General features: G+C 61.5%; 18 protein-coding genes and 1 rRNA gene. 11 read left to right on the forward strand and 8 right to left on the reverse strand.

The window, feature by feature from the left end; genetic code table 11:
• The first annotated feature begins 217 nt into the window (after nt 1–217).
• Nucleotides 218–334: ribosomal RNA gene (gene rrf / locus G1C98_RS01860) — 5S ribosomal RNA — on the forward strand.
• 244 nt (nt 335–578) lie between these two features.
• The gene (locus tag G1C98_RS01865; protein ID WP_169078715.1) at nt 579–1,337 is read left to right on the forward strand and encodes a phosphatase PAP2 family protein; all 759 of its coding nucleotides are present in this window, start codon (nt 579–581) and stop codon (nt 1,335–1,337) included.
• A gap of 93 nt (nt 1,338–1,430) precedes the next feature.
• Here G1C98_RS01865 and G1C98_RS01870 read toward each other — a convergent pair whose 3' ends face one another.
• Entirely contained in the window at nt 1,431–2,693 is a 1,263-nt protein-coding gene (locus G1C98_RS01870; RefSeq protein ID WP_169078717.1) for an MFS transporter, read from the reverse strand.
• 129 nt (nt 2,694–2,822) lie between these two features.
• The gene (locus tag G1C98_RS01875; RefSeq protein WP_169078719.1) at nt 2,823–4,574 is read right to left on the reverse strand and encodes a glycoside hydrolase family 13 protein; all 1,752 of its coding nucleotides are present in this window, start codon (nt 4,572–4,574) and stop codon (nt 2,823–2,825) included.
• A gap of 353 nt (nt 4,575–4,927) precedes the next feature.
• Here G1C98_RS01875 and G1C98_RS09470 point away from each other — a divergent pair, with 353 nt between their 5' ends.
• The 4 genes from G1C98_RS09470 (at nt 4,928) to G1C98_RS01895 (ending at nt 9,782) form a co-directional block, all read left to right on the forward strand.
• Entirely contained in the window at nt 4,928–5,968 is a 1,041-nt protein-coding gene (locus G1C98_RS09470) for a LacI family DNA-binding transcriptional regulator (protein ID WP_169078721.1), read from the forward strand.
• Between the two features lie 149 nt (nt 5,969–6,117).
• Nucleotides 6,118–6,768, forward strand: a complete 651-nt coding sequence (gene orn / locus G1C98_RS01885) for an oligoribonuclease (RefSeq protein WP_169078723.1) — start codon at nt 6,118–6,120, stop codon at nt 6,766–6,768.
• 27 nt (nt 6,769–6,795) lie between these two features.
• Nucleotides 6,796–8,208, forward strand: a complete 1,413-nt coding sequence (locus G1C98_RS01890) for a DEAD/DEAH box helicase (protein ID WP_169078725.1) — start codon at nt 6,796–6,798, stop codon at nt 8,206–8,208.
• A gap of 143 nt (nt 8,209–8,351) precedes the next feature.
• Nucleotides 8,352–9,782, forward strand: a complete 1,431-nt coding sequence (locus G1C98_RS01895) for a polysaccharide deacetylase family protein (RefSeq protein ID WP_169078727.1) — start codon at nt 8,352–8,354, stop codon at nt 9,780–9,782.
• Nucleotides 9,783–9,825: 43 nt separating this feature from the next.
• Here G1C98_RS01895 and G1C98_RS01900 read toward each other — a convergent pair whose 3' ends face one another.
• The 3 genes from G1C98_RS01900 to G1C98_RS01910 form a co-directional block, all read right to left on the reverse strand.
• Nucleotides 9,826–10,932, reverse strand: a complete 1,107-nt coding sequence (locus G1C98_RS01900) for a sensor histidine kinase (protein ID WP_169078729.1) — start codon at nt 10,930–10,932, stop codon at nt 9,826–9,828.
• Nucleotides 10,925–11,611 carry a response regulator transcription factor gene (locus G1C98_RS01905; protein WP_169078731.1) on the reverse strand — a complete coding sequence of 229 codons (687 nt, stop codon included), beginning with the start codon at nt 11,609–11,611 and terminating at the stop codon, nt 10,925–10,927. The genes G1C98_RS01900 and G1C98_RS01905 overlap by 8 nt, the downstream gene beginning before the upstream one ends.
• Nucleotides 11,612–11,997: 386 nt before the next feature.
• A complete protein-coding gene (locus G1C98_RS01910) occupies nt 11,998–12,384 on the reverse strand; it encodes a hypothetical protein (protein ID WP_169078733.1) in 387 nt (128 codons plus the stop codon).
• A 154-nt stretch (nt 12,385–12,538) separates the two neighbouring features.
• On the opposite strand from G1C98_RS01910, the gene G1C98_RS01915 reads away from it, so the two are divergent.
• Entirely contained in the window at nt 12,539–14,362 is a 1,824-nt protein-coding gene (locus tag G1C98_RS01915; protein WP_169078735.1) for a proline--tRNA ligase, read from the forward strand.
• Between the two features lie 362 nt (nt 14,363–14,724).
• Entirely contained in the window at nt 14,725–15,420 is a 696-nt protein-coding gene (locus tag G1C98_RS01920) for a single-stranded DNA-binding protein (RefSeq protein ID WP_169078737.1), read from the forward strand.
• Between the two features lie 12 nt (nt 15,421–15,432).
• Here the strand turns inward: G1C98_RS01920 and G1C98_RS01925 are convergent, their stop codons facing one another.
• The gene (locus tag G1C98_RS01925; RefSeq protein WP_205831850.1) at nt 15,433–17,523 is read right to left on the reverse strand and encodes a M13 family metallopeptidase; all 2,091 of its coding nucleotides are present in this window, start codon (nt 17,521–17,523) and stop codon (nt 15,433–15,435) included.
• 217 nt (nt 17,524–17,740) lie between these two features.
• Here G1C98_RS01925 and G1C98_RS01930 point away from each other — a divergent pair, with 217 nt between their 5' ends.
• The 3 genes from G1C98_RS01930 to G1C98_RS01940 all read left to right on the forward strand — a co-directional run bounded on the left by G1C98_RS01930 (nt 17,741) and on the right by G1C98_RS01940 (nt 20,597).
• Nucleotides 17,741–18,346 (forward strand): HdeD family acid-resistance protein, encoded by a 606-nt coding sequence (locus tag G1C98_RS01930; RefSeq protein WP_169078741.1) that lies wholly within the window; start codon nt 17,741–17,743, stop codon nt 18,344–18,346.
• A 24-nt stretch (nt 18,347–18,370) separates the two neighbouring features.
• A complete protein-coding gene (gene map, locus G1C98_RS01935; protein WP_169078743.1) occupies nt 18,371–19,147 on the forward strand; it encodes a type I methionyl aminopeptidase in 777 nt (258 codons plus the stop codon).
• Nucleotides 19,148–19,304: 157 nt separating this feature from the next.
• The gene (locus G1C98_RS01940; RefSeq protein ID WP_169078745.1) at nt 19,305–20,597 is read left to right on the forward strand and encodes a citrate synthase; all 1,293 of its coding nucleotides are present in this window, start codon (nt 19,305–19,307) and stop codon (nt 20,595–20,597) included.
• 148 nt (nt 20,598–20,745) lie between these two features.
• Here G1C98_RS01940 and dapD read toward each other — a convergent pair whose 3' ends face one another.
• Both dapD and G1C98_RS01950 read right to left on the reverse strand, forming a co-directional pair.
• Entirely contained in the window at nt 20,746–21,735 is a 990-nt protein-coding gene (gene dapD, locus G1C98_RS01945) for a 2,3,4,5-tetrahydropyridine-2,6-dicarboxylate N-succinyltransferase (protein ID WP_169078747.1), read from the reverse strand.
• 203 nt (nt 21,736–21,938) lie between these two features.
• Nucleotides 21,939–22,586, reverse strand: a complete 648-nt coding sequence (locus tag G1C98_RS01950) for an alpha/beta hydrolase (protein WP_169078748.1) — start codon at nt 22,584–22,586, stop codon at nt 21,939–21,941.
• Nucleotides 22,587–22,828: the final 242 nt, after the last annotated feature.

A 22,828-nucleotide genomic window follows, 5' to 3' on the forward strand; every position in this document is an offset into this window, starting at 1 on the left:
TGGAGCTGACCGGTACTAACGGGGGAAAGGCAATCATACTTTCACCATCCGCTTGGGTGGTGGCCCGTATTGCGTCCTGTTTGGTTGTTCCCTCGGCAGGGAGCGTCCGATCTGCGTCACAAGACGACATGCAATGTTTTTTCGCGTCCATTGTCCGGTTCCCGGACCGTCACGGTCCGATCCCCCCGAACCGTGTTCGGGGACGGTCGATAAGGTTTGCGGCGACCATAGCCAAGGTGAGACGCCCGGTCCCATTCCGAACCCGGAAGCTAAGGCCTTGCACGGCGATGGTACTGCACCCGAGAGGGTGTGGGAGAGTAGCGCGTCGCCGCTTCATACGTCATGGGGGGTTCCCGTCGAGCATCGGCTCCGGGAACCCCCATTCTTTTGTTTATATTCCATCGTGTTCCCCTGTCCGCGCTATCTCATCCTCTGGCTTTGTCGGTTATTTCCCGGCATAATCTGCAGAAGCGAAGGGATGACTTGATCGAATGTTTCACTGCCGTTCATGTGCTGTTTCTGTTACGGTTCGCGGTCGATAGGGTCGTGCCGCAATAACGGATGGAACAATGGGCGGAATGCGTTCAAAGACAACTTATGATGGTCGGGCACGTGCCGTCATCACACTGACGGTGTTGGTCTGTCTGCTCGTCCCCGTATTCGGTTTCCAGCTATGCAGATCGACGGTGATTCCCGCAGCGGAAACCAGGGTATTGATCAGTCTGTCGAAATGGCCTGAAGTGTTCCATGACTGCTCCGCAATGTTCGCCTTCATGTTCTCCACAGGCGGATGCGTGGCATTATTGGCCATGCTGGGCATCATCGATTTCCGATTCGTACGTTCCCTACGAACAGTATTAGGCGACATCATCGTCGCGGCATCACCGATCGTCTATGTGACCGGCATCAAATGGCTGGTGGAACGGCCCAGACCGATTACCGCAGCCCAGTCGAACCTGTTGCCGTCGGACCCGAGCTTTCCCAGCGGTCATACCGCTGGAGCGGTTATCGTGGCGACGATGATCATACTGACGGTACGCAATGCGGCGTATCGGAAGATGGGAGACGCCAGTGGCCAGTACCGGGGTGGGGGAGAGGCCTCTGCAAGGAGCACGTCCGATAACGCCGAGCAGAACATCATCGCCGATTACACCAAGCGTGCCGTGCTTGTCTGCGCGATTCTGGTCGTTGCCGTGGCCGCGTCACGTCTGCTGCTTGGCGTGCATTTCCCGACCGACGTATGCACCTCGGCCATCGTCTGCCCACTGATCTCGTACACGGTCTGGATCATACGTGAGCATCTGCGTTTGGCCAAGGAACAGCGCAATAACGCCTGACAGCTGATTCGATGCTGATTGAGAGGGGCATAGCAAGAGGGCCCGGTCGATACCAATCGATATCGACCGGGCCCTCGCTGTATATACGCCGGTTCAGCGCACGCGCTTGATGCCAAGCACGGATACGGCTGCGATGATGGTCATCACGATGGCGGTCGGGAACACGAACACGTAGGAGCCGAACACGCTGACGATGGTGGAGGTGATGGCCACGCCGATGGCCTGCCCGGCGCAGGTGGCGATGTTCATGAAGCCAAGATCCTTGCCGGCGGTCTTCTTATCAGGCAGCACGTCCACGTTCAACGCCTGATCGACGGACAGATACATGCCGTAGCCGAAGCTTGCGATGCCACCGAAGAGGAACATGCCCATCTGCGTCGGGAAGATCCACGGCATTGCCAGGCCGACCGCGAAGAACGCGCATGCCACGATGATCGGTGCCTTGCGGCGATGCAACGCATCGGCGATCGGGCCTGCAACCAGCGAGGAGATGATGGACACGATCATGGTGATGACGGAAATCACCTGGATCGAGGCTGCGGCCTGCAACTTGCTCTCGCCGATATGATCCTGCAGGATGTACAGCTGGTAGCTGAACACCATCTGATAGGCGACGATGAGGCAGGTGCGGCAGATGAACGCGCGGTAGAAGTCGGCGCAGTTCTTCAGCGGCGGGGTAAGGGATTCCGTCACGACCTTCCACAGCGGCTTGCCGGTATCCTTCGGCATGTCCTTGGAGGAGGGCTCGCGGGGTGCGATCAGTACGGACAGCACGCCCGCAGCCAACGCGCACAGGCCGGCGCACACGAATCCGAGTTCCATATGTTCGATGAGCGACGAGCCGACCAGCGTGCCGATGCCCTGGCCGATCACACCGCCGGCACCGATGGCCGCAGACACGGTGGCACGTGCGCTTTCCTCGACCTGATCGGAGATGCGTGCGTAGATCGGTGCCTGAACCATGTTCAGACCGACCAGCGCGAGCACGTAGGTGATGCCGATGAGCAGTGCGCTTTGCGGGCGGCTCAGCGCCCAGAAGCAGATGCCGTAGATGAACGCGCCGGTGAAGATCCACGGGGTGCGCTTGCCCCAACGGCTTGCGGTGCGGTCGGACAACGCGCCGATGAACAGGGCGATGAAGATGGACGCGATGGATCCGGCCGCGTTGATGGAGCCGAGCACCGCTGTGGAGTTGGCGATGCCGATGTCACGCAGGCGCTGCGGCACCAGCACGGACATGGTCATGTAGAATGCCGCGCCGGACAGCACTGCGAACGCCAGGAAACCGCCGGTGAAACGCCATTTGGCGTTGGATGAGGACGAGACCGGTACGGGAGTGGATAAGGTGTCTGACATGATGATTCACCTTCGAATACTGTCGATTGGATTGATACTGATAATGCAATGAGTGGGATGGGGTGGTTGCCGTGCGGAGGTAGGGAAGATGCACGGCAACCACGGTGGCCGGGAACGGTCGGTGTGAGGCTAGAGCTGAAGCCAGGCGGAGGTGTCCTGCGGTAGCAGGCCGTCATCGGTGAGCGGGCCTGAGGTCAGCAGGATCTTGCCTTGGGGAAGTGCTACCGGTGCGCTGCCGAAATTGGTGATCGAAGCCCAGCCGTTGGCGCGCTTGTAGGCGATGGTGCCGCCGGGGAATCCGTTTGCGCCGTCGGGCTTGGTGCCTGCTTGGTCTTCGGGCAGCCATTCGAGACTCAGATCGGTGGTCTGCAATTCGTGACGAAGCTTGAGCGCCTTGCGGTACAGGTTGAGCATGGAATCGGGGTCCGCGCTTTCCACGTCCACGGCGAAGTCCTTGTACCATTTCGGCTGCGGCAGATGCGGGTCGTGTTCCGCACCGGCCGGGGAGAATCCGAAGGACCCGCCATGGCCGAATTCGTCGTCGGGATTGTCGAGCTTCGGAGCGTCGGCGGCGACCCACGGCAGCGGCACGCGGCAGCCGTCGCGCCCCTTGGTGGAGGCCGAGCGCGAGGTGCGGAACGCCGAAGGATCCTCCAGCTTGTCCCACGGCATGTCCGCGACCTCGAACAGGCCGAGCTCTTCGCCCTGGTACACGTAGGCCGAACCGGGCAGCGCCATTTCCATAAGAATCGCAGCACGTGCGCGCTTGGTGCCGAGCGCGCGGTCCTCCGTGTAGGTGGTGCCGTCGCGCAGCACCCAATCCTTGGCAAGCTGGTGGTATTCGCCGGTCGGTACCTGCGGCAGGGCGTAGCGGGTGGCGTGACGGACCACGTCATGGTTGCTCATCACCCAGGTTGCGGTGGATCCGGAACGTTCGGCGCTTTCCAAGCCTTCCTCGATGGCGAGGTGCATGTCGTCGCGGATCCAGTCCTTCTTGGCGAATTCGAAGTTGAAGATCTGGCCGAGATCGTCGGGGGAGGCGTACAGATGCTGACGGCTCGGTCGCACCCAGGCTTCGGCCACGGCGAATGCCGGAGGATTGTACTCGTTGAACACCTTGCGCCACTCATGGTAGATGTCATGCACCTCATCGCGGTCGATCACCGGATGCGAACCGTCTTCCGGCTGATCGTTGGTGCACCACACCACGTAATTGTCGAGGTCGTCGCGGTCGAGATCCTTGGCCAGACCGTGCGCCACGTCTACGCGGAAGCCGTCCGCGCCATGGTCGAGCCAGAAGCGCAGCGTCGTGATGAAGTCGGCGCGAACCTCCGGGTTCTTCCAGTTCCAGTCCGGCTGTTCCTTGGTGAACATGTGCAGGTACCACTGGCCGTCGGGCACGCGGGTCCAGGCGGGGCCGCCGAAGTGATTCTGCCAGTTGGACGGCGGCTGGTCGCCGTTGGGGCCTTTGCCGTCGCGGAAGATGTAGCGGTCGCGCTCGGGTGAGCCGGGCTTTGCCGCGAGTGCCGCCTTGAACCATTCGTGACGGTTCGAGCTGTGGTTGGGCACGATATCCACCACGACCTTGAGACCGGCTTCGTGCGCGGTTGTGGCCAGTTCGTCGAAGTCTTCCATGGTGCCGAGCCGGGGATCCACGTTGCGATAGTCATCCACGTCGTAGCCGCCGTCTGCGAGCTGGGAGGGGTAGAAGGGGCTCAGCCAGATGGCGTCCACGCCCAGTTCCTTGAGGTAGCCGATCTTTTCGGTCACTCCGGCGATGCTGCCAAGGCCCGTGCCGCGGGAGTCCTTGAAGGAACGCGGGTAGACCTGGTAGACCACGGCCTGCTTCCACCACAGTGCGGGGTCGGTTGCTTCGGTCATGATGATCCTCCTTGATGTGCACTTGTATATGCAAACGCTTGCACAAATTTTGTGTGCATTTTCCGTCGTTCGTGTTTGGCGAATGGCTGAAAACATAAGGTTTTGAATTGTTATGCAGCAGGCTCAGCGTTCTTGATGAGCCGCTTGCTGATAACAAATAATAGCGCTTGCACAAAATTTCGCAAGAGTGCATGGGCGTGTTGCGGGGCTGGTGCCACAAGAATGCCTGAAAACTCGCGGTTTAATTGTGCAAGCGTTTTTACAGTTGATGATGTAGTATGGTGAATGCCGTAGAACGATTGATGTTCCAACGGTTGTTGTGTTGAAGGAACCCGTGGTTCAAGGGAGGAAACGTGGCTCGTACCACCATCGCGGATGTTGCCGAGGCCGCCGGAGTTTCGGTCTCCACGGTTTCCAGGGCGTTGCGCGGACTGGACCGTGTGAATCCGGAAACCCGCAAGCGCATCGAGGAGCAGGCGCAGAGGCTGCATTTCTCGTTCTCCCGAAGCGCCTCATCACTGGCATCCGGCAGAACCATGCGCGTGGCCGTACTCCTGCCCAGCGAAATGAGCAGCTGGTTCAACTCGCATGCCTTCGAAGGCGTCTACGAAGTGCTTTCCGCGCAAGGATACGACGTCATTCCGTATATCGTCTGGACTGCCGACGAGCTCGACCGGTTCTTCCAGAGTCTGCCGGGCAATCGCAACGTGGACGCCATCATCGTCTCGTCCTTCGATTTCGATGAGGCCAAGGGGCGCATACTCGGTGATCTGAGCGTTCCGGTCATCGGCATCAACACTCCGAACATGCATGGGCTCGACGCGGCGGCCTACATCGACGACGAGGCCTCAAGCGGCAGCGTCGTACGGTTCCTGCGTTCGCAGGGCCACAGAACCTTGGCATATGTAAGCCAGCCGGTGAACGCCTCGCCATTCATCTGCTCGGATTCGGTCAGGGAACGCGGATTCGTCAAGGCGGCCAAGGAATGCGGGTACGGTGACGACGACATCATGGTGATCCCGTCCCTGCATGACGCCGGAGGACGCGACGAGCGTGACGTGTATTCCGGCGTCGTCGCACAGCTGCTGAGTGCCGTCGAACGCCCGACAGGCATCTTCGTATCCTGTGATGCCGCCGCGGTGCCGCTTATCAGGGAGATGCGCCGTATGGGGTGGCGTGTGCCGGAGGAGGCCTCGGTCATCGGATTCGATGACGATACCATCGCGGGCGCGGCCGATCTGACCACGGTGCACCAGGACTCGGTGGAAACGGGGCGCGAGGCCGCACGCAAGGCGCTTGCCCTGATGGGCGGGAAGACGCTGGACGAGGCCTTCACAGTCATGCCGACATCCCTGGTGCTGCGTGGCACCACGGAGTGGGCCAAGAGGAACTGACGTTCCGCTCGGATCCGGGTGTGGTTCATCGGCTATACGCCGGACGGATGCCCGTCGAGCCAAGCCTGCAATCTCCCTACCTCGCGGTATCTTCGAATGTTCGGCTTCAAGGCTTGAATACCGAGACACAACAAGGAAACGAGGCAACGATGGTAGATGCGCATGATGGCGAAACGTACACCGCGGAAGGTTCGCGCCTGATCTGGATCGACTGCGAGATGACCGGCCTGGATATTTTCGGCGGTGACGAGCTGGTGGAGGTCTCCGTGGTGCCGACCGACTTCGACCTGAACGTGCTGGACGAAGGCGTCGACTACGTCATCAAGCCCAGCCAGAAGGCCGTCGATCACATGAACGACTTCGTGCGCAACATGCACACCCGTTCCGGGCTCATCAACGAATGGGAGAACGGCCTGTCCCTGGACGAGGCGCAGGCCAAGGTCGTCGAGTACGTCAAGCGCTTCACCCCGGACGGCGTCAAGCCGCTACTGGCCGGCAACTCCATCGGCTCCGACAAGAAGTTCCTCGACCACTACATGCCGGAACTCATGGAACACCTGCACTACCGCGTCATCGACGTGAGCACGCTCAAGGAACTCGCACGCCGCTGGTACCCGGCCGTGTACCGCAACCGCCCGCCGAAGAACGGCGGACACCGTGCGCTCGCCGACATCATCGAATCGCTGGACGAACTGCGCTACTACCGCAAGGCATTCATGGCCCCGGCACCCGGCCCCGACGAGGCCGCATCCAAGGCCATCGCCGACGACATCGTGGCCACCAGCATCCTGAACAAATAAGACCGGACCTGCGGGCCGAGGAGAGATATGCGGCAATCGGAAGCGCTGGCCATCCTGAACGCCGGGGCGAACGTGTTCCTCACGGGTGCCCCGGGCGCGGGCAAGACGTACGTGCTCAACCAATTCGTGCGCGATGCGCGGGCGGAAGGCGCGAATGTGGCCGTCACCGCATCCACGGGCATCGCCGCCACGCATATCAACGGCCAGACCATCCACTCGTGGAGCGGCATCGGCCTGGCCACCGCGCTCAGCGACAACCTGCTCAAGACGATCCGCACGCGCCGCAAGCGCAAGTTGCAGTCGGCCGACATCCTCATCATCGACGAGGTGTCGATGATGCACGCGTGGCTGTTCGACATGGTCGATCAGGTCTGCCGCAGAATCCGCCTTGATCCGCGCCCGTTCGGCGGGCTGCAGGTGGTGATTTCCGGCGATTTCTTCCAGCTGCCTCCGGTCAGCACCTCCAACCGCAACCACGATCTGATCGCCCCGTCGCCGGAATTCGTCGCGTCGCGCGAGCGGTACGCTCGGCTGGGAAAGAATCCGGAAGGATTCGTCACCGAATCATTGGTCTGGGATGAGCTGGACTGCGCCATCTGCTACCTGACCGAACAGCATCGTCAGGACGACGGTCGGCTGCTGGGCGTGCTGACCGACATCAGGCAGGGAAACGTCGATGACGACGATCGTGCGGCGCTGCTCACGCGTCTTGGCAAGGTGCCCGAACCCGGCCAGCAGGCGGTGAACCTGTTCCCCGTGAACAAGCAGGCCGATACCCTGAACGACATGCGGCTGTTCGAGATCCGCGAGGAGCCGCACGAATACCTTGCGCAATCTGCCGGGCCGGCGCATCTGGTGGAACGGCTCAAACGGAACATGCTCGCGCCGGAACGGCTGCAATTGAAGACGGGTGCGGCGGTGATGGCCGTGCGCAACGACCAGAACCACCAGTTCGTCAACGGATCGCTCGGCACGGTGCGCGCGTTCGCGCCGGAAGCGAAGGGCGGCTGGCCGATCGTGGAGTTCGAGAACGGCAATATCGTGACCATGAAGCCCGACTGCTGGGAGATGATGGACAGCGAGACCGTGCTGGCCAGCGTGAACCAGGTGCCGCTGCGCTGCGCGTGGGCGATCACGATCCACAAGTCGCAGGGCATGACGCTCGACCGCGCGGTGATGGATCTGCGACGCACCTTCGCGCCCGGCATGGGGTATGTGGCGCTTTCCCGTGTGGAATCGCTGCAGGGGCTGTACCTGGCCGGGGTGAACGAACGCATGTTCCTGGTCTCGCCGGATGCGGTGATGCTTGACGGCAGTCTTCGCGCCGCCTCGCGGGAAGCATCGGCTCGATTGGCCGATGAGGGTGCCGGCGCATTCAAACCCGCCGATACCGAAGCTGCCGGGGCAGAGGGCGACTTTGCCCAGGATGCGCTGTTCTAGGCAGTCAACGTTTGTTGTTTTCCTGTCCATTCGTTTTTTTTGGGGGGTGCACGGCGATAGGATTGTCTTAAGACTTGCCGTGAACGAAGTCTGCCGACACGGGGAAGTGGTCGGGGCTTCGATTCGATGATGAGGGGGCAGGAATGAACGACAATCACGATTCCGATTATGGTGTTCTTGACGAGTTGCACGATCTCGGCGACGGGGAGTATGACGACACCGGTGGGCAATCGGGCGGCGATGGGAGCGGCAAGGCTGCCGGCAGAAGACGGCGCGTAATCGTCGGTGCCCTTATCGCGATATTCGCGGCAGGCGTGGTATTCGCCGGATGGCACGTCATCGGTGCGGCCGTGTCGAACAATCGGCGGGCCCATGCGGCGGCGCTCGCCGACTGCCGGTCTGCGCGCACGGATTACATCAGAACCTACACCTCCTATACGCCGGCCATGAGCAAGGCGACGACTCTGCTGAAGGAGACGAAATCCGTTACGGACAGCGACACCCGCGACAGGCTGCGGCAACAGGTGAACAGCCTGCGTGGCAGCGACATCGAGGAACTCGCCGCTCGGGAATGCTCGGCTAAGCAATCGCGCAAGGAGCTTTCGGATCTTGCCGACAGCTACGGCAGGTCGAGGACGGTCATGGTGGACGGTCTGACCACGGTGCAATACGACTCGCAGACACTGCAGCAGATGGTCGACGGGATGAACGCGCAGGACATGCGCAAGCGGCTGACCAAGCTCATCTCCCGCGGCGAGCTCGCATTGGAACGGTCCAAGGGCAAGGTGGACGAGTCCAGGCGGAGCGCTCTGGAGACGGAACTCGTCTCCGCCAAACAGACCCTTGCCACGGCCGGCAGCGACGACACGACCGTTCTGAACAACGAATTCGCCCGGCTGAAGGGCATTGTCGACGGCATCATCGCGTCCATGCCGCTCGACTGCCATTTCACCCAGTGCGTGGCGCTCACCTTCGATGATGGACCGAACAAGACGAACACACCGAAGGTACTCGATGTGTTGAAAAGCGCCGGGGCGCCGGCCACGTTCTTCCTGCAGGGGCAGTTCGTGAACGGTTCCAATGTGGAACTCGTCAAGCGCATGGCCGGGGAAGGGCATGATGTCGGCTCGATCTCGTGGCGGCATACGCAGATGCATGCCATGCCAACCGAGCAGTTGAAGAAATGGTTCGCTGACACCGATACGGTGATTTCCAAGGCAAGCGGGAAGGACGTCACGCTGTTCCGCCCTCCGGATGGCGCATGGGGCGACGCATTGCGCGCACAGGCCAGGGATTCCGGGCAGGCCATGATCCTATGGGGTGTGGATTCCGGCGATTGGGACAAACTCGGTGCCGACGCCATAGCCAAACGCGTCGTAGACGGCGCGTATTCCGGCTCCATCGTCTCCCTGCATGACGGCAATGCCGCGACTGTTAAGGCGTTGCCGAAGATCATCAAGGGACTTAAGGGCAAGGGATATACCTTGGTCACGGTGAGCACGTTGCTTGCCGGCGATATTCAGCCCGGCGACGTGGTGTATGGCCTGAACGACGTGCAGCGCGACGCCGAATGAGATTATGCTGTCCCGGCCTCCATACGAGATCGTTCCGATGCGATCAGCAGCCTGAGGGGATGTGTATCTCTATACGCCAGGTCTTTCCGGATAATCCATAGCTCATGGTTCCGCCCGAAGCCTCCAACTGATGTTCGAGAAGACTGAGCCCGAACCCCGAGACCAGTTCATCGGGATTGTCGGACGAGGGGTTGGTCTCGGTGATGCGGATTCCCCGTTCGGAACCACTGATGGCGATGTCGTATTCGTCGCTTCCCTTTGCCATATGGCGTGCGATATTGGCGTAGCACTCCTTGATGCATAGCCGTGCCAGCGAGAATGCGCCTTCCGAAATGGAAAAGTCCTCCGGCTGGGTCGACAGGTGCCCTGCAAACCCCATTGCATGCACATCGTGATCCAGAGCCTTCGCATATCGTTCGATGTCTTCCATGCCGTACCGGAGTGCTCCGGCATTATCGCCTCCACCGCCGGACAGCGTATGGATGGCACTGTGCATATTGTCCAAGCCGAGCTGGGCCACGGTCTCGATATGCTTCAACGTGTCATCGTCCTTGCTGCCGGATCGCGCCATGAGAATGATCGAGGACAGCTCGCTGGTGATCGCCGAATGGAGACTTGAGGCTATCTGCAGATTATGCTCCATCTGCTTGGCCTGGACGGTACGCTCCTCGGTGGCGAGCAGCACGCCGATGCAGAACACGAAGATGTCGCCGCTGGCGGCTCCGATGAAGGAATCGATGGGATCTTGGAACAGCTTCGTCTCGACGAGCTCGGCAACGAATACCATGCACAGCACGCCGATGGAAGCCCAGCGCCGCAGATAAAAGGCGGTGTAGAAGAGGGACAGCAGCATTCCCCAGACGATGTTGGCGGCGGCATATGTGGGGGAGAGCAGCAAGGCCACATAGGTGATCAGGCATATCAGACTTGCCGGTACGGGGAAGAATACGGATACTGCCAGCAGCAGAAGGTATTCGACGGCAATCAGCAGGCCCATCGTTCCGGGGAATAGCTGGTCGAAGATGCCATACCATTCGAAGAGAGATATGCCGATGCAGACGCAGCAGATAATCGCCCGATAGCGTTTTCGGTTCAGAAAGAACGACGCGTCGGTCGGGCGTAGCACGGCACGGTGCAAACGATCAAGCATGCTTCGCCCTATGCCATTTGACGAGTGCTTCGCCCAATGTTCTGGCACCGAGCTTGGAACGTGCGTGCATGGTGTATGTTCGCACGGTCACGGGAGTGACTCCTATCTGCTTCGCCACTTCCTTGGAGCTCAGGCCTTGGGAGGCCAGATCCAAGGCCCTCATCTCATTGAAGGTGAGCGTGGACATCGGGTCTGGAGGCGTATTGCGGATGCGTTTGAACGCGGTTTCGGCCGTTTCGAAATGAACGTTCGTGGACATTACGCCACCGTCATGAACCACGGCCAGGGCTTTTGCCAGCATCGTGAAGTCGTCCTTGGAGATGATGCCTTGGGCGCCTGCCTCGGCGGCGTCCGCCGCATATATGTCCAGAGGATACGAGGTGAACGCCAGTATCTTGGGGGAGGTCCCGTTGACGCGCAGGCGTCGGCACAGCAAGGTGCCCGGCATATCCGACAGCGCCATGTCGACGAGCAGCACGTCCGGCGCGGCGTCGTCCTCAAGGCAGCGGGTCAGGGCCTCGCGCCCGGTTCCCGCGGTCCAGATGATATGCATCGCGTCCATGTTCTCGATCAGCTTGCGCAGTGCATACAGTGCAATGGCGTCGTTGTCGACTATGGCAATCGAGAAGGATTGAGCGTCCCTATCATTCCTGTCATCGTTGTCTTGTGCGACATTCATGGTGTTGCGTGTTCTCTCTCTTGACTGTTGGCGTCGTGGGGCCTTCGGCAAGCGGAAACCCCGCGGCACACATGATACGTCGGTGTACCCGTTGCGTTTGCACTCCGGGCGCACCATGTGAACATTTTGTCTTCTAGGGGAGCTTAGTGCCCGCATGGGGGCTATGCGGAAGCCATGCCGGTCATTACAACATTTGTTGTTTTTCCCCTATCACGGTATGTAACGCGGAATCATCATGGTAAGAAATATGCACGGGTGAGGCCCCTGGCCATAACAAGTGGCCATCACGTTGCAACGAGGCAACACTCGCGCAAATCCGGCATGATCATCGTTATGCCGGAGGCGTCGGTGAATGCGGCCGAACGCTGCTGGAATCCGCCGTAGCGTCATCCTGCGAGCTGCTGTGCGCGAAGCAGGTCGTCGTCCATCTCGTCGTCCTCATCCTCTTCGGGCGGATTCTCGTCCCATGCGCTGACGATCAGCATGGCCGCGCCGAGTGCGATCCACAGCGGGTTGCGTTCGGTGAATTCGAACACCGGGACCAGCTGGGAGGCGACCAGCCACATCGCGGCGGCGATCATGGCCACGGCGTTATACGGCTTGCGTACGGGGAAGGCGACCAGGGCGATGCTCATGAACGCCAGGATCAGACCGATCTGACCGTTGGTGTCGCTCAGGGCGCTGGGTGCGAACATGGCGAAAAGGCAGTAGCAGATGATGCCGAACCAGCCGAGCTTGTTCCAGATTGAAAATCGTGCGGTGATATGGCGCATACCCTTCTCTCCTTATATCTTGCAATGCAACGCTTATGATAGAAGGGATTGAAGACTTATTTATAAAGTTATAAATAAGGCGCTGGAACTGTGTTGCGCAGTACTGTGGACGCTGCCTGCGGCCGTGGGTGCGGGTCGCGCTATCTTGGAACCTATGACTTCCAATACCCTTCGTATGTCTACTATGTTTCTGCGCACCCTGCGCGAAGATCCCGCCGACGCCGACGTGGTGTCCGACAAGCTGCTGCAGCGCGCAGGCTACCTGCGCAAGGCGGCCCCCGGCATCTGGACCTGGCTGCCGCTGGGCCTGAACGTGCTGAACAAGATCGAGAACATCATCCGCGAGGAAATGGCCTCCATCCACGCCCAGGAAGTGCACTTCTCCGGCCTGCTGCCGCGCGAGCCGTACGAGGCCACCCACCGCTGGGAGGAATACGGCGACAACATCTTCCGTCTGAAGGACCGCCATGAGGCCGACTACCTGCTGGCCCCCACCCATGAGGAGATGTTCACCCTGCTGGTCAAGGACCTGTACTCCTCATACAAGGACCTGCCAGTCACCCTGTACCAGATCCAGACCAAGTACCGCGACGAGTTCCGCCCGCGTGCGGGCCTCATCCGCGGCCGTGAATTCATCATGAAGGACGCCTACTCCTTCACCCTCGACAAGGAAGGCCTCGTCAAGGCCTACATGGACGAGCGCGGCGCATACGAGCGCATCTTCAAGCGCCTCGACCTCGACTACGTGCCGGTGCACGCCATGGCAGGCCCGATGGGCGGCTTCGAATCCGAGGAGTTCCTTGCCCCGATGGAAATCGGCGAGGACACCTTCGCGCAGTCCCCGTCCGGCAAGGCATGGAACGTGGAGGCCCTGACCACTCCGGAACCGCCGGCGATCGACTATTCCAACACCCCAGCCGCCGAGAAGCGCCCGACGCCGGATGCCGAGACCATCGACAAGATGGTCGAATTCGCCAACGCCAACCACCCGCGCAGCGACGGCCGCGCATGGCAGGCCAGCGACATCCTGAAGAACGTCGTCATCGCGGTCAAGCATGCCGAGGACGAGAACCACGACGAACCGTGGCGCGAACTCGTGGTCGTGGGCGTGCCCGGCGATCGCGTGGTGGATATGAAGCGTCTTGAGGCGCAGTTCGCCCCCGCCGAGATCGAGGAAGCCACCGAAGAGGACCTGAAGAAGCACCCCGAACTGGTCAAGGGCTACATCGGCCCGATGGTACTCGGCCCGCAGGCCCGCGACGGCAAGAAGGCCGAGAACGCCAACGAGACCGGCGATGCGCTGCGCTACTTCGTGGACGCGCACATCGCGCGCGGCTCCGCATGGTTCACCGGCGCCGACGAGCATGAGGTGGACTACTACGACCTGGTGTACGGCCGCGACTTCGAGGCCGACGGCACCGTCGAGGCCGTACAGGTGCGCCACGGCGATATGAGCCCGGACGGCTCCGGCCCCCTGAGCTTCGAACGCGGCGTGGAGATCGGCCAGGTGTTCCAGCTCGGCCTGAAGTACTCCAACGCGCTCGGCCTGAAGGTGCTCGACCAGAACGGCAAGGCCGTTCCGGTGTGGATGGGCTCCTACGGCATCGGTGTCTCCCGCGTGATGGCCTGCATCGCCGAAACGCACCACGACGAGCGTGGTCTGGCATGGCCGAGCTGCATCGCCCCGGCACAGGTGCACGTGGTGGCCACCGGCAAGGACGAGAAGGCCTTCGACGGTGCCGAACAGCTGATCGCCGACCTTGAGGCCAAGGGCGTCGAGGTGATCTTCGACGATCGCAAGAAGGTCTCCCCGGGCGTGAAGTTCAAGGACGCCGAGCTGATCGGCGTGCCGCAGATCGCCGTGGTCGGCCGCGACTACGTGAACGACGGCACCATCGAGATCCGCGACCGCAACGGCGACAACAAGGTGGTCGTCCCGGCCGCCGAAGCCGTGGACACGCTGCTGGAGCGCATCTGACGGTTCGGTTTGCGCGTTTCGGCTTTTCCGGTTGCTGGTTGCTTGACTGTTTCCAGTCGTAGCGGCCGGTAGACGGAACGGTTTTCGAACATATGCGACGGTCCCCTCACAGGCATGACCTGTGAGGGGACCGTCGCATATTCGTATCCAAGGGCTGTTGCGAGGTGATCTGCGGGCGCGCGGTGGATAAGCGAGAAGTTATCCACCGGTTATCCACAACACGCCCGGGAAGGGGAGTTCCGTCCACAGGCCCTGGCTCAGATGGCTTGGCAGGCTGCTGGCACGGCATGCTTGGTGGTACCGCATTGCCTCAACGGCGCGGCGGTGCGGTCCAACACGTTGCCGATCGAAAGGATACAGTCATGGCAGGCCAACAAGGAACAGTCACGCTCACGGGCAATCTCGGTATGGATCCGGTGGGCTTCTCCCGCGACCCGAATAATCCGGCGTGCTCGTTCAACGTGGGCGTCTCGTCCGGGTATTTCGACCAGTCCTCGCAATCATGGCGATCGCGCGAAACGGTGTGGATCAAGGTCCGCGCCTACCGAGCGTTGGCGGCCAATGCGATGCGCTCGCTGCACAAGGGCGATGCCGTGGTCGTCACCGGCGCATTGCGCATGGACCGGTGGACGAAGGACGGCGTGAACCGCACCGCCATCGTGATGGATGCCAGCGCGGTCGGGCATGACCTCAATTACGGCACGTCGGCGTTCTCCCGGTCGAATCGCGGCCAAGGCGGCAACGGGGGACCGAGCGGCAACGGCGGCGACGGGCCGTATACGGACGGGTATGCCGACACCCGCGACGGTTCGAACGGCGTGGGCTCCGATCCCTTCGCGCAAGGCAATGCCGCAGTGGCGCAAAACGCCGTGCAAAACAGTCAGAATGCGCAGAATATGCAGAACGGCGGCGCACCGGCAGGCACCACGCCCAATGGCATGATGCCAGCCGGCACACCGCCGAACAACATCCCATCCCCGAACACTGGAGGACAACGATATGTGGCGCAAGGCCAGTCTGAACCTACCGTCGACCCTTCCGACGATCCGGAGTTCTAATCATGCGGAACGCTACCAGATGCGCACGCGATCTGCCGGATCAAGCCACATGGCATCACCCTCATGCACATCGAATGCCTTGGCGAACAGATCCACATTGCGCACGATGCCGTTGGTCCGGCACTCCGCGGGGGAGTGCGGATCGATCTGCAGGTACTGTTCGGCCAGCTCGTCACGGTTCTTCGTGCGCCAAATGGAGGCGTAGCTCAGGAAGAAGCGCTGCAGGCCGGTGAACCCGTCGATGACGGGAGCCGCGTCAAGAGCGTTCTCGATGCCCTGCGCGGAGGAGTCCTTCTCGCGCCCGGCGGCCTCGTCAAGAGCGAAGGCATACGCCTTCAATGCGATGTTGACGCCGCCGAGATCGCCGATGTTCTCGCCGATGGTGAGAGCGCCGTTGACATGCGGGGCCTTATCGGGCTCGTCGGCGTACTTCTCGGCGAGCTGCGTGGGAACGAACGCATCGTACTGCTTGATCAGGGCCTTCGTGCGGGCTTCGAAGTTCGCCTTGTCCTCCGGGGTCCACCAGTCGTGGAGCCTGCCGTCGCCGTCGTACTGCGCGCCCTGGTCGTCGAAGCCATGGCCGATCTCATGGCCGATCACGGCGCCGATGCCGCCGTAGTTCGCGGCGTCCTCGGCCTCCGGATTGAAGAACGGCGGTTGCAGAATGGCGGCGGGGAACACGATGACGTTCATGGACGGCTCGTAGTAGGCGTTCACCGTCTGCGGGTTCATCAGCCATTCGTCCTTGTCGACGGGTTTGCCTGCCTTGGACAGCTGATAGCCGGTCTCATAGAGGTTCGCGGCCTGCATGTTCCTGGACAGCGGGGCGTCCTCGTCAAGATGCAGGGCGGAATAGTCGCGCCAATGATTGGTGTAGCCGATCTTCGCAGTGAATTTGCCGAGCTTCTCCAAGGCCTTGGCCTTGGTGTCCTCGCCAAGCCAGTCGGAGCTGGTGATGGAAGCGCGGTAGGCGTCGATGAGGTTCGCCACCAGCTGCTCCATGCGCTTCTTGGAACTTTCCGGGAAATGCCGGCGCACGTACTCGGCGCCGACATCCTCGCCGCACACGCCGTTGACCAGGCTCACGGCGCGCTTCCAGCGCTCGCGCTGCACCTTCTGGCCGGAAAGCACCTTGCCATAGAAATCGAAGTTCGTGTTGTCGAACTTCTCGCTCAGCATGGAGGCCGAGCCGACGATCATGTGCACGCGCGCCCACAGCTTCAGATCCTCCAGGTCGCTGGCCTGCCAGAAGGAGTCAAGGCCCGTAAGGAAGCTCGGCTCATGTACGATCACACGGTTCAGTACGGTATGGAAGTCGATCGGCTGATCGGCCGAGGACTCGGAAGCGTCATAGGCCTCCTGCCAGGACTCGACCCAGGAGTCCAGATCGAAATGCGAGAGCATGGAGGACAGCTCCCCGTAACGGACGGGGTTGTAGGTCTTCACCGAATCGCGGGTGGCGACGTTATCCCAATGGTGCTTGGCGATCTTCGTCTCGACGGCGAGGAAGCGCTCGGCCAGTTCGTTGGCTGCGGTTTCGTCGTCGGCATAACCGGCGTTGGTCAGCTGGGCGGCGACCATCTCGACATAGGCGCGGCGAATCGGCTCGTAATGGTCCTCGCGGTAGTACGCCTCGTCGGGCAGATCCAACCCGTCTTGCTCGATGTGCGCGATATTGACATCCGGGTCGCCCGGGTCGCCGTAGATGGCCATGCCGAACAGGTCGGGGCCGCCGGTGGGGTTGATGAATCCCAAGGCGCGGGTGAGATCGGCCTTGCTTTCGGATTCGTCGATCATCTTCAGCGCATCGCGGATCGGCTCGATGCCGGCCTTCTCGATGGCGTCGGTGTTCAGGAAGGAACGGTACAGCGCGCGCGACAGCACGGCGGGGCAATCGTCGTCCTCCAGAATGTCCCTGATCTGGTTCTGCGCATCCTCGGCGAGCTTGTCGAAGGAACCGTAACGGGAACGGTCGTCGGGAAGACGATAGGTGTCGATCCACGGTCCGTTGACGTAACGGAACAGATCGGCGGAAGGCTTGATGACGGATGAGAACGATGCCGGATCGATGCCGGATTTCAATGCTTCACTCATGCCACCCAGCCTAGCCGGAACACCACCCGTGCATTGTTGTGCATCCTTTTGTGCTCCGGTGCGGTCGCTCCCGCAGTGCCCGCCGGCTGCCTTGCAGACTGTCTTACAAATCACCCGGTCTGTCTATACCGAAAACCGCAAAAGCCCTCTACCATAAGGAACACCTCGCAAAAGTGGCAATGAATCGGCCGCATGCCATACTCATGTGGCAGCAAAGGAGGATCCCATGACCGGCTACAATCCGATGAACACCATGCCCGACCCAGGCATGGATCCGTTCCGTCTCATCGAACAGGCCCTGCCGCAAGGCGCCAAGAACCGCATTCGCGGCATGTACGGGCTCATCGGCATCGCATCGGCGCTTCTCGGCGTGGCGTTGCTGTTCTGGCCCAATCGCACGCTGGCCGTCGCCGCCATCATCTTGGGCATCTACCTGCTGATCTCCGGCATGGTGCGCATCGTCACCGCCATCGTGGAGCTCGGGCTTCCGGGCGGCTGGCGCGTGCTGGGCGTGCTGTTCGGCACGCTGATGGTGGTCGGCGGCGTGGTGATACTGAAGAACTCCACGCTTTCCGGCGCCATGCTCACCATGCTGTTCACCATGGTGGTCGGCATCTGCTGGCTGCTCGAAGGCATCATGACGCTGTTCGAATGCTGGAATCTGCCAAGCTCGGCATGGTCGGTCATATACGCATTGCTCTCCATCGTCGCCGGTTTCGTGGCCCTGTTCGACCCGTTCAACTCGACGGTCTGGCTGCTGATCTTCGTCGGTGCGGCACTGATCGTGATCGGCATCATGGCCGTTATTCGCGCGATCCGTTTCGGAAAGTAAGCCGGGTGTCCTAGGCTAAGAACCATGATCGAAATCAAAACAGCATCCGAAATCGAGGCGATGAAGCCCGCAGGTCGTTTCGTCGCGGGCATTCTCAAGGAACTCAAGGAAACCACCAAGGTCGGCACCAACCTGCTGGAGATCGACGAGTTCGTGCACAAGAAGATCGTGGACCGCAAGGGTGCCGAATCCTGCTACGTGGACTACGCGCCGGATTTCGGCACCGGCCCGTTCGCCCACTACATCTGCACTTCCGTCAACGACGCGGTGCTGCACGGCGTGCCGTACGACTACAGCCTGAAGGACGGAGATCTGGTCAGCCTTGATCTCGCCATCAGCGTAAACGGATGGGTCGCGGACTCCGCAATCAGCTTCGTGGTCGGCAACGATCCCGATCCCGAGGATCTGCGCATCATCAAGTGCACCGAAGAGGCGCTCGCCGCCGCCATCGACGCGGCGCAGGCGGGCAACCGCTTGGGCGACGTCTGCAACGTCATCGGCGATGTGGCCCGTACCTACGGCTACCCGATCAACCTCGAATTCGGCGGTCACGGCGTGGGCCACGTCATGCACGGCGACCCGCACGTGCCCAACGACGGCAAGGCACACCACGGCTACAAGCTGCGCCCCGGTCTGGTCATCGCCATCGAACCGTGGTTCCTCAAGACCACCGACGAGATCTTCCAGGATCCGAAGGACGGCTGGACGCTGCGTTCCCAGGACGGTTCCCGCGGTGCGCACAGCGAGCACACCATCGCCATCACCGATAACGGCCCGCTGATCCTGACGAAGCGCGACTGACGCGATACGGACCCGACAATGGGGCCGGGATAAAAAGACCTCCCCTCCGCATAGAGGGGAGGTCTTTTTGCCTTTTGAGATATGCGGGGCCGCGGAAACGACGATGCCCTATAGTGTTCGATACTTTACCTTCAATGGCGTTAAGGAGCGTAACGATATGGCCACAGCCCAGCTGCGCATCGATTCGAATAGCTTCACCCTTCCACTTGTGGAGGCCACCGCCGGTGCCAACGGCATCGTTGTCTCCGACCTGAGAAACGACGGCTGGGTCACCCTCGACCCGGGTTTCCTGACCACCGCGCAATGTGAGTCGAAGATCACCTATATCGACGGCAAGAACTCCATCCTGCGCTACCGAGGCTACCCGATCGAGCAGCTGTGCGAACAGTCCGACTTCCTGGAAGTGGCATGGCTGCTGCGTCACGGCGAACTGCCCAGCAAGGAGCAGTACGACCGCTTCATCTCCGACATCAACCACCGCACGATGGTGGGGGAGGACTTCCGTACCTTTATGGGATCCTTCCCACGCACCGCGCACCCGATGAGCGTGATGGCCTCCGCCGTCAACGCGCTCGCCACCTTCTACCCGGACACCACCGACATCAACGATTCCGATCAGCTTGACGAGGCGGCGACCATCATCATGGCCAAGGCCCGTACCATCGTGAGCTACATCTTCCGCCGTCGGCGCGATGAGCCGATGCTGTATCCGGATTATTCGCGCGGTTACGTCGACGATTTCCTGCGCATGTGCTTCGCCGTGCCGTACGAGCCGTTCGAATCCGATCCGCTGTATGTGCACGCGCTCGGCCGACTGCTCATCATCCACGCCGACCACGAGCAGAACTGCTCCACCTCCGTGGTGCGCATCGCCGGTTCCGCACACGCCAACCTGTATTCTGCGGTCGCGGCAGGCATCAACGCGCTGTCCGGCCCGCTGCACGGCGGTGCGAACGAGGCCGTGCTCCGTCAGCTCAAGGCGATCCGCGATTCAGGCAAGACTGTCAAGGAATTCGTGGAGGACGCCAAAGCCAACGGCCAGCGCATCTCCGGACTCGGCCACCGCGTCTACAAGTCGTACGACCCGCGTGCGGCCATCGCCAAGAGCTATCTGGAGAAGATCATGGCCCGCGCCGATACGCTGAAGCTGCCGGCCGACGAACGTGCGCTGTTCGACGTAGCCACCGAACTGGAACAGATCGCGCTGAGCGACGACTACTTCGTCTCCCGCCATCTGTACCCGAACGTCGACTTCTACACCGGACTGATCTACCGCGCCATCGGCTTCGATCCGGCCATGTTCACCACGCTGTTCGCGCTTGGCCGCATCCCCGGCTGGATTGCGCAGTACCGTGAGATGCTCGCCGACCCGAACACCAAGATCGGTCGCCCGCGCCAGGTCTACACCGGGTATACGAAGCGCGACTATGTGCCTATGGATGAGCGCTGATGCGCTGACGGACAGGCGCTGAGGGCGGTCCATTCGGACGAAATACCAAAAATGGTGGTCTGTTCGGTCGAAATCGGGTTCGATTTCGACCGAACAGACCACCATTTGCGTTGTGTGCCAGCCATAGGGGCCGGCACACAACAGGGGGTCAGTTCTTGTGCAGCTTCTCGTTGAGCTCGATGCCGGTCTTGCGGTAGCGGGCCTCGATACGGCCGGACACGGAATTGCGGATGAACAGGATGTTGTCCTTGCCGGACAGCTCCGCGCCCTTGACGGTCTCAAGCGGCTCGCCGGCGGCGACCTTGGCCTTGTCGTAGATGGTGACCTTCGTGCCGGCCGTGACGTACAGGCCAGCCTCGACCACGCAGTTGTCACCCAGCGAGATGCCGATGCCGGCGTTCGCGCCGAGCAGGGAATGCTCGCCGATGGAGTTCTTCAGCTTGCCGCCGCCGGACAGCGTACCCATGATGGATGCGCCGCCGCCGATATCGGAGCCGTTGCCGACCACAACGCCCTGGGAGACACGACCCTCGACCATGGAGACGCCCAGGGTGCCGGCGTTGAAGTTCACGAAGCCGGCATGCATGACGGTGGTGCCCTCGGACAGGTGCGCGCCAAGACGCACGCGATCGGCGTCGCCGATACGCACGCCGGTTGGCACGACATAATCGACCATGCGCGGGAACTTGTCGATGGACAGCACGTTCACGTCGGCGCGCGGTGCCAGCGGGGCGGCCTGGGCCGCGGCGTTCATCACGTCGAGCTTGCGCAGGGCGAAATCGTCGACGGCGAACGGGCCGTAATTGGTCCACACCACGTTGTTCAGCTTGGCGAAGATGCCGTCGAGATTCAGCGTGTTCGGCTTGGCCAGACGCATGCTCAGCAGATGCAGGCGCAGATAGGCGTCCTCGGCGCTTTCGATCGGCTCGTCCAGCTTGGAGACGGTGAACACCGGCACACGGCGCACACCGCGGGCGTCGGCCTCGGTATGGGCCAGCGCACCGAAATTATGGTTGCCGCGGTCGGCTTCGGCAGGTGCCGCGCCGATCGTCAGCTCCGGGTACCAGACATCCAGGGTGTTGCCGGCGGCATCGATGCTCGCCAGGCCCCAGCCGTATGCGGTTCTTTCATCAGTCATTCGTTATGCTCCTTATCAACGCGGGCAAGCCGGAAACAGGCAGGCCCGTACGCTTACTTGGTCACTGTAGCGTGCGGCGTCAACGCGCTCGCCGTCGCTCTCGCAGAACGGTATGCAGGCCGGTCCGTAAAAGCCCTGCGAACTTGCCGCACGGTGTGCGCGGTGCACACGGTGTGTATGGTGTGCATAAGGCACGCGGGTCGCTACAACTGCGGTCGGATCAGATCGTTCGACTCAAGGAAACGCTGCACGTCACGCAACTCGTCCATATTGATCGAATGACCCATGCCGCTGTAGATATGCTCGCTGAGCGTGCCATGCTTGCGCCAGAACGAGCTCATGGCCAGCACGTCCTGCGTGGGGAAGATGGTATCCGCAGAGCCGTGGCCGTAGAACACCGGCGGCTGGGAGGGAACGAGCAGCTTGTCGCCCGGCAGCGTGCCGGGGGCGAGCCAGCCGGAGAAGCTGATGGCGGCGGCATAGCGCTTCGGATTGACGCGCAGCAGATGCGTGGCAAGCAGACCGCCCTGCGAAAAGCCCATGGTGATAAGCGGACGGGAACCATTGACATTGGCGTCGAGCCAACGGTCGATCGCCGAGGCGGCTTCATACGCCTGCTCGGTGAGCGAACGGCCCTCGGGCACGCCCTCATGCGCCCACTTCCCGAACCACGTATACCCCATACCGTAGGGAATCGGCGCACGAAGCGACACGAAATCCGCGGACGCGGCACCGCAATACTGCAGCAGATCAGGCAGATCGAGTTCGTTCGAACCCCAACCATGCAGCAGAACGAACACAGGGTCGTTGCCCGACCCGTTCAATCTGGTCAAAGCCTTGGTGATATCCATGAACCCCAGTGTATAACCGCTTTGCAGCGCCCAGACGCGACGGAACGAATGCGAACGGGCGCGAACAGCGCATAGGCAGCGCGGAAAATTCGCCACAAGCGCAGTCAGTAGCGTCCCATAAGCAATTCCGATAACATCGCCGTAACCTGCGCACCGCGTAGAAAATACAATGGTGAGGAACAATGCCTGCACAGCCATGCGATCGGCATGGCCGCCAGCAGGCCCGATAGTTTCGCAAGCTT

It is taken from the genome of Bifidobacterium erythrocebi, from assembly GCF_012932675.1.
Taxonomy (GTDB): Bacteria; Actinomycetota; Actinomycetes; order Actinomycetales; family Bifidobacteriaceae; genus Bifidobacterium; species Bifidobacterium erythrocebi.

Bases quoted from the DNA above. Each gene is read 5' to 3' on its own strand.
- G1C98_RS01865 (WP_169078715.1), top strand. From the start codon at position 579: ATGCGTTCAAAGACAACTTATGATGGTCGGGCACGTGCCGTCATCACA.
- G1C98_RS01870 (WP_169078717.1), bottom strand. From the start codon at position 2,693: ATGTCAGACACCTTATCCACTCCCGTACCGGTCTCGTCCTCATCCAAC.
- G1C98_RS01875 (WP_169078719.1), bottom strand. From the start codon at position 4,574: ATGACCGAAGCAACCGACCCCGCACTGTGGTGGAAGCAGGCCGTGGTC.
- orn (WP_169078723.1), top strand. From the start codon at position 6,118: ATGGTAGATGCGCATGATGGCGAAACGTACACCGCGGAAGGTTCGCGC.
- G1C98_RS01890 (WP_169078725.1), top strand. From the start codon at position 6,796: ATGCGGCAATCGGAAGCGCTGGCCATCCTGAACGCCGGGGCGAACGTG.
- G1C98_RS01895 (WP_169078727.1), top strand. From the start codon at position 8,352: ATGAACGACAATCACGATTCCGATTATGGTGTTCTTGACGAGTTGCAC.
- G1C98_RS01900 (WP_169078729.1), bottom strand. From the start codon at position 10,932: ATGCTTGATCGTTTGCACCGTGCCGTGCTACGCCCGACCGACGCGTCG.
- G1C98_RS01905 (WP_169078731.1), bottom strand. From the start codon at position 11,611: ATGAATGTCGCACAAGACAACGATGACAGGAATGATAGGGACGCTCAA.
- G1C98_RS01910 (WP_169078733.1), bottom strand. From the start codon at position 12,384: ATGCGCCATATCACCGCACGATTTTCAATCTGGAACAAGCTCGGCTGG.
- G1C98_RS01915 (WP_169078735.1), top strand. From the start codon at position 12,539: ATGACTTCCAATACCCTTCGTATGTCTACTATGTTTCTGCGCACCCTG.
- G1C98_RS01920 (WP_169078737.1), top strand. From the start codon at position 14,725: ATGGCAGGCCAACAAGGAACAGTCACGCTCACGGGCAATCTCGGTATG.
- G1C98_RS01930 (WP_169078741.1), top strand. From the start codon at position 17,741: ATGACCGGCTACAATCCGATGAACACCATGCCCGACCCAGGCATGGAT.
- map (WP_169078743.1), top strand. From the start codon at position 18,371: ATGATCGAAATCAAAACAGCATCCGAAATCGAGGCGATGAAGCCCGCA.
- G1C98_RS01940 (WP_169078745.1), top strand. From the start codon at position 19,305: ATGGCCACAGCCCAGCTGCGCATCGATTCGAATAGCTTCACCCTTCCA.
- dapD (WP_169078747.1), bottom strand. From the start codon at position 21,735: ATGACTGATGAAAGAACCGCATACGGCTGGGGCCTGGCGAGCATCGAT.
- G1C98_RS01950 (WP_169078748.1), bottom strand. From the start codon at position 22,586: ATGGATATCACCAAGGCTTTGACCAGATTGAACGGGTCGGGCAACGAC.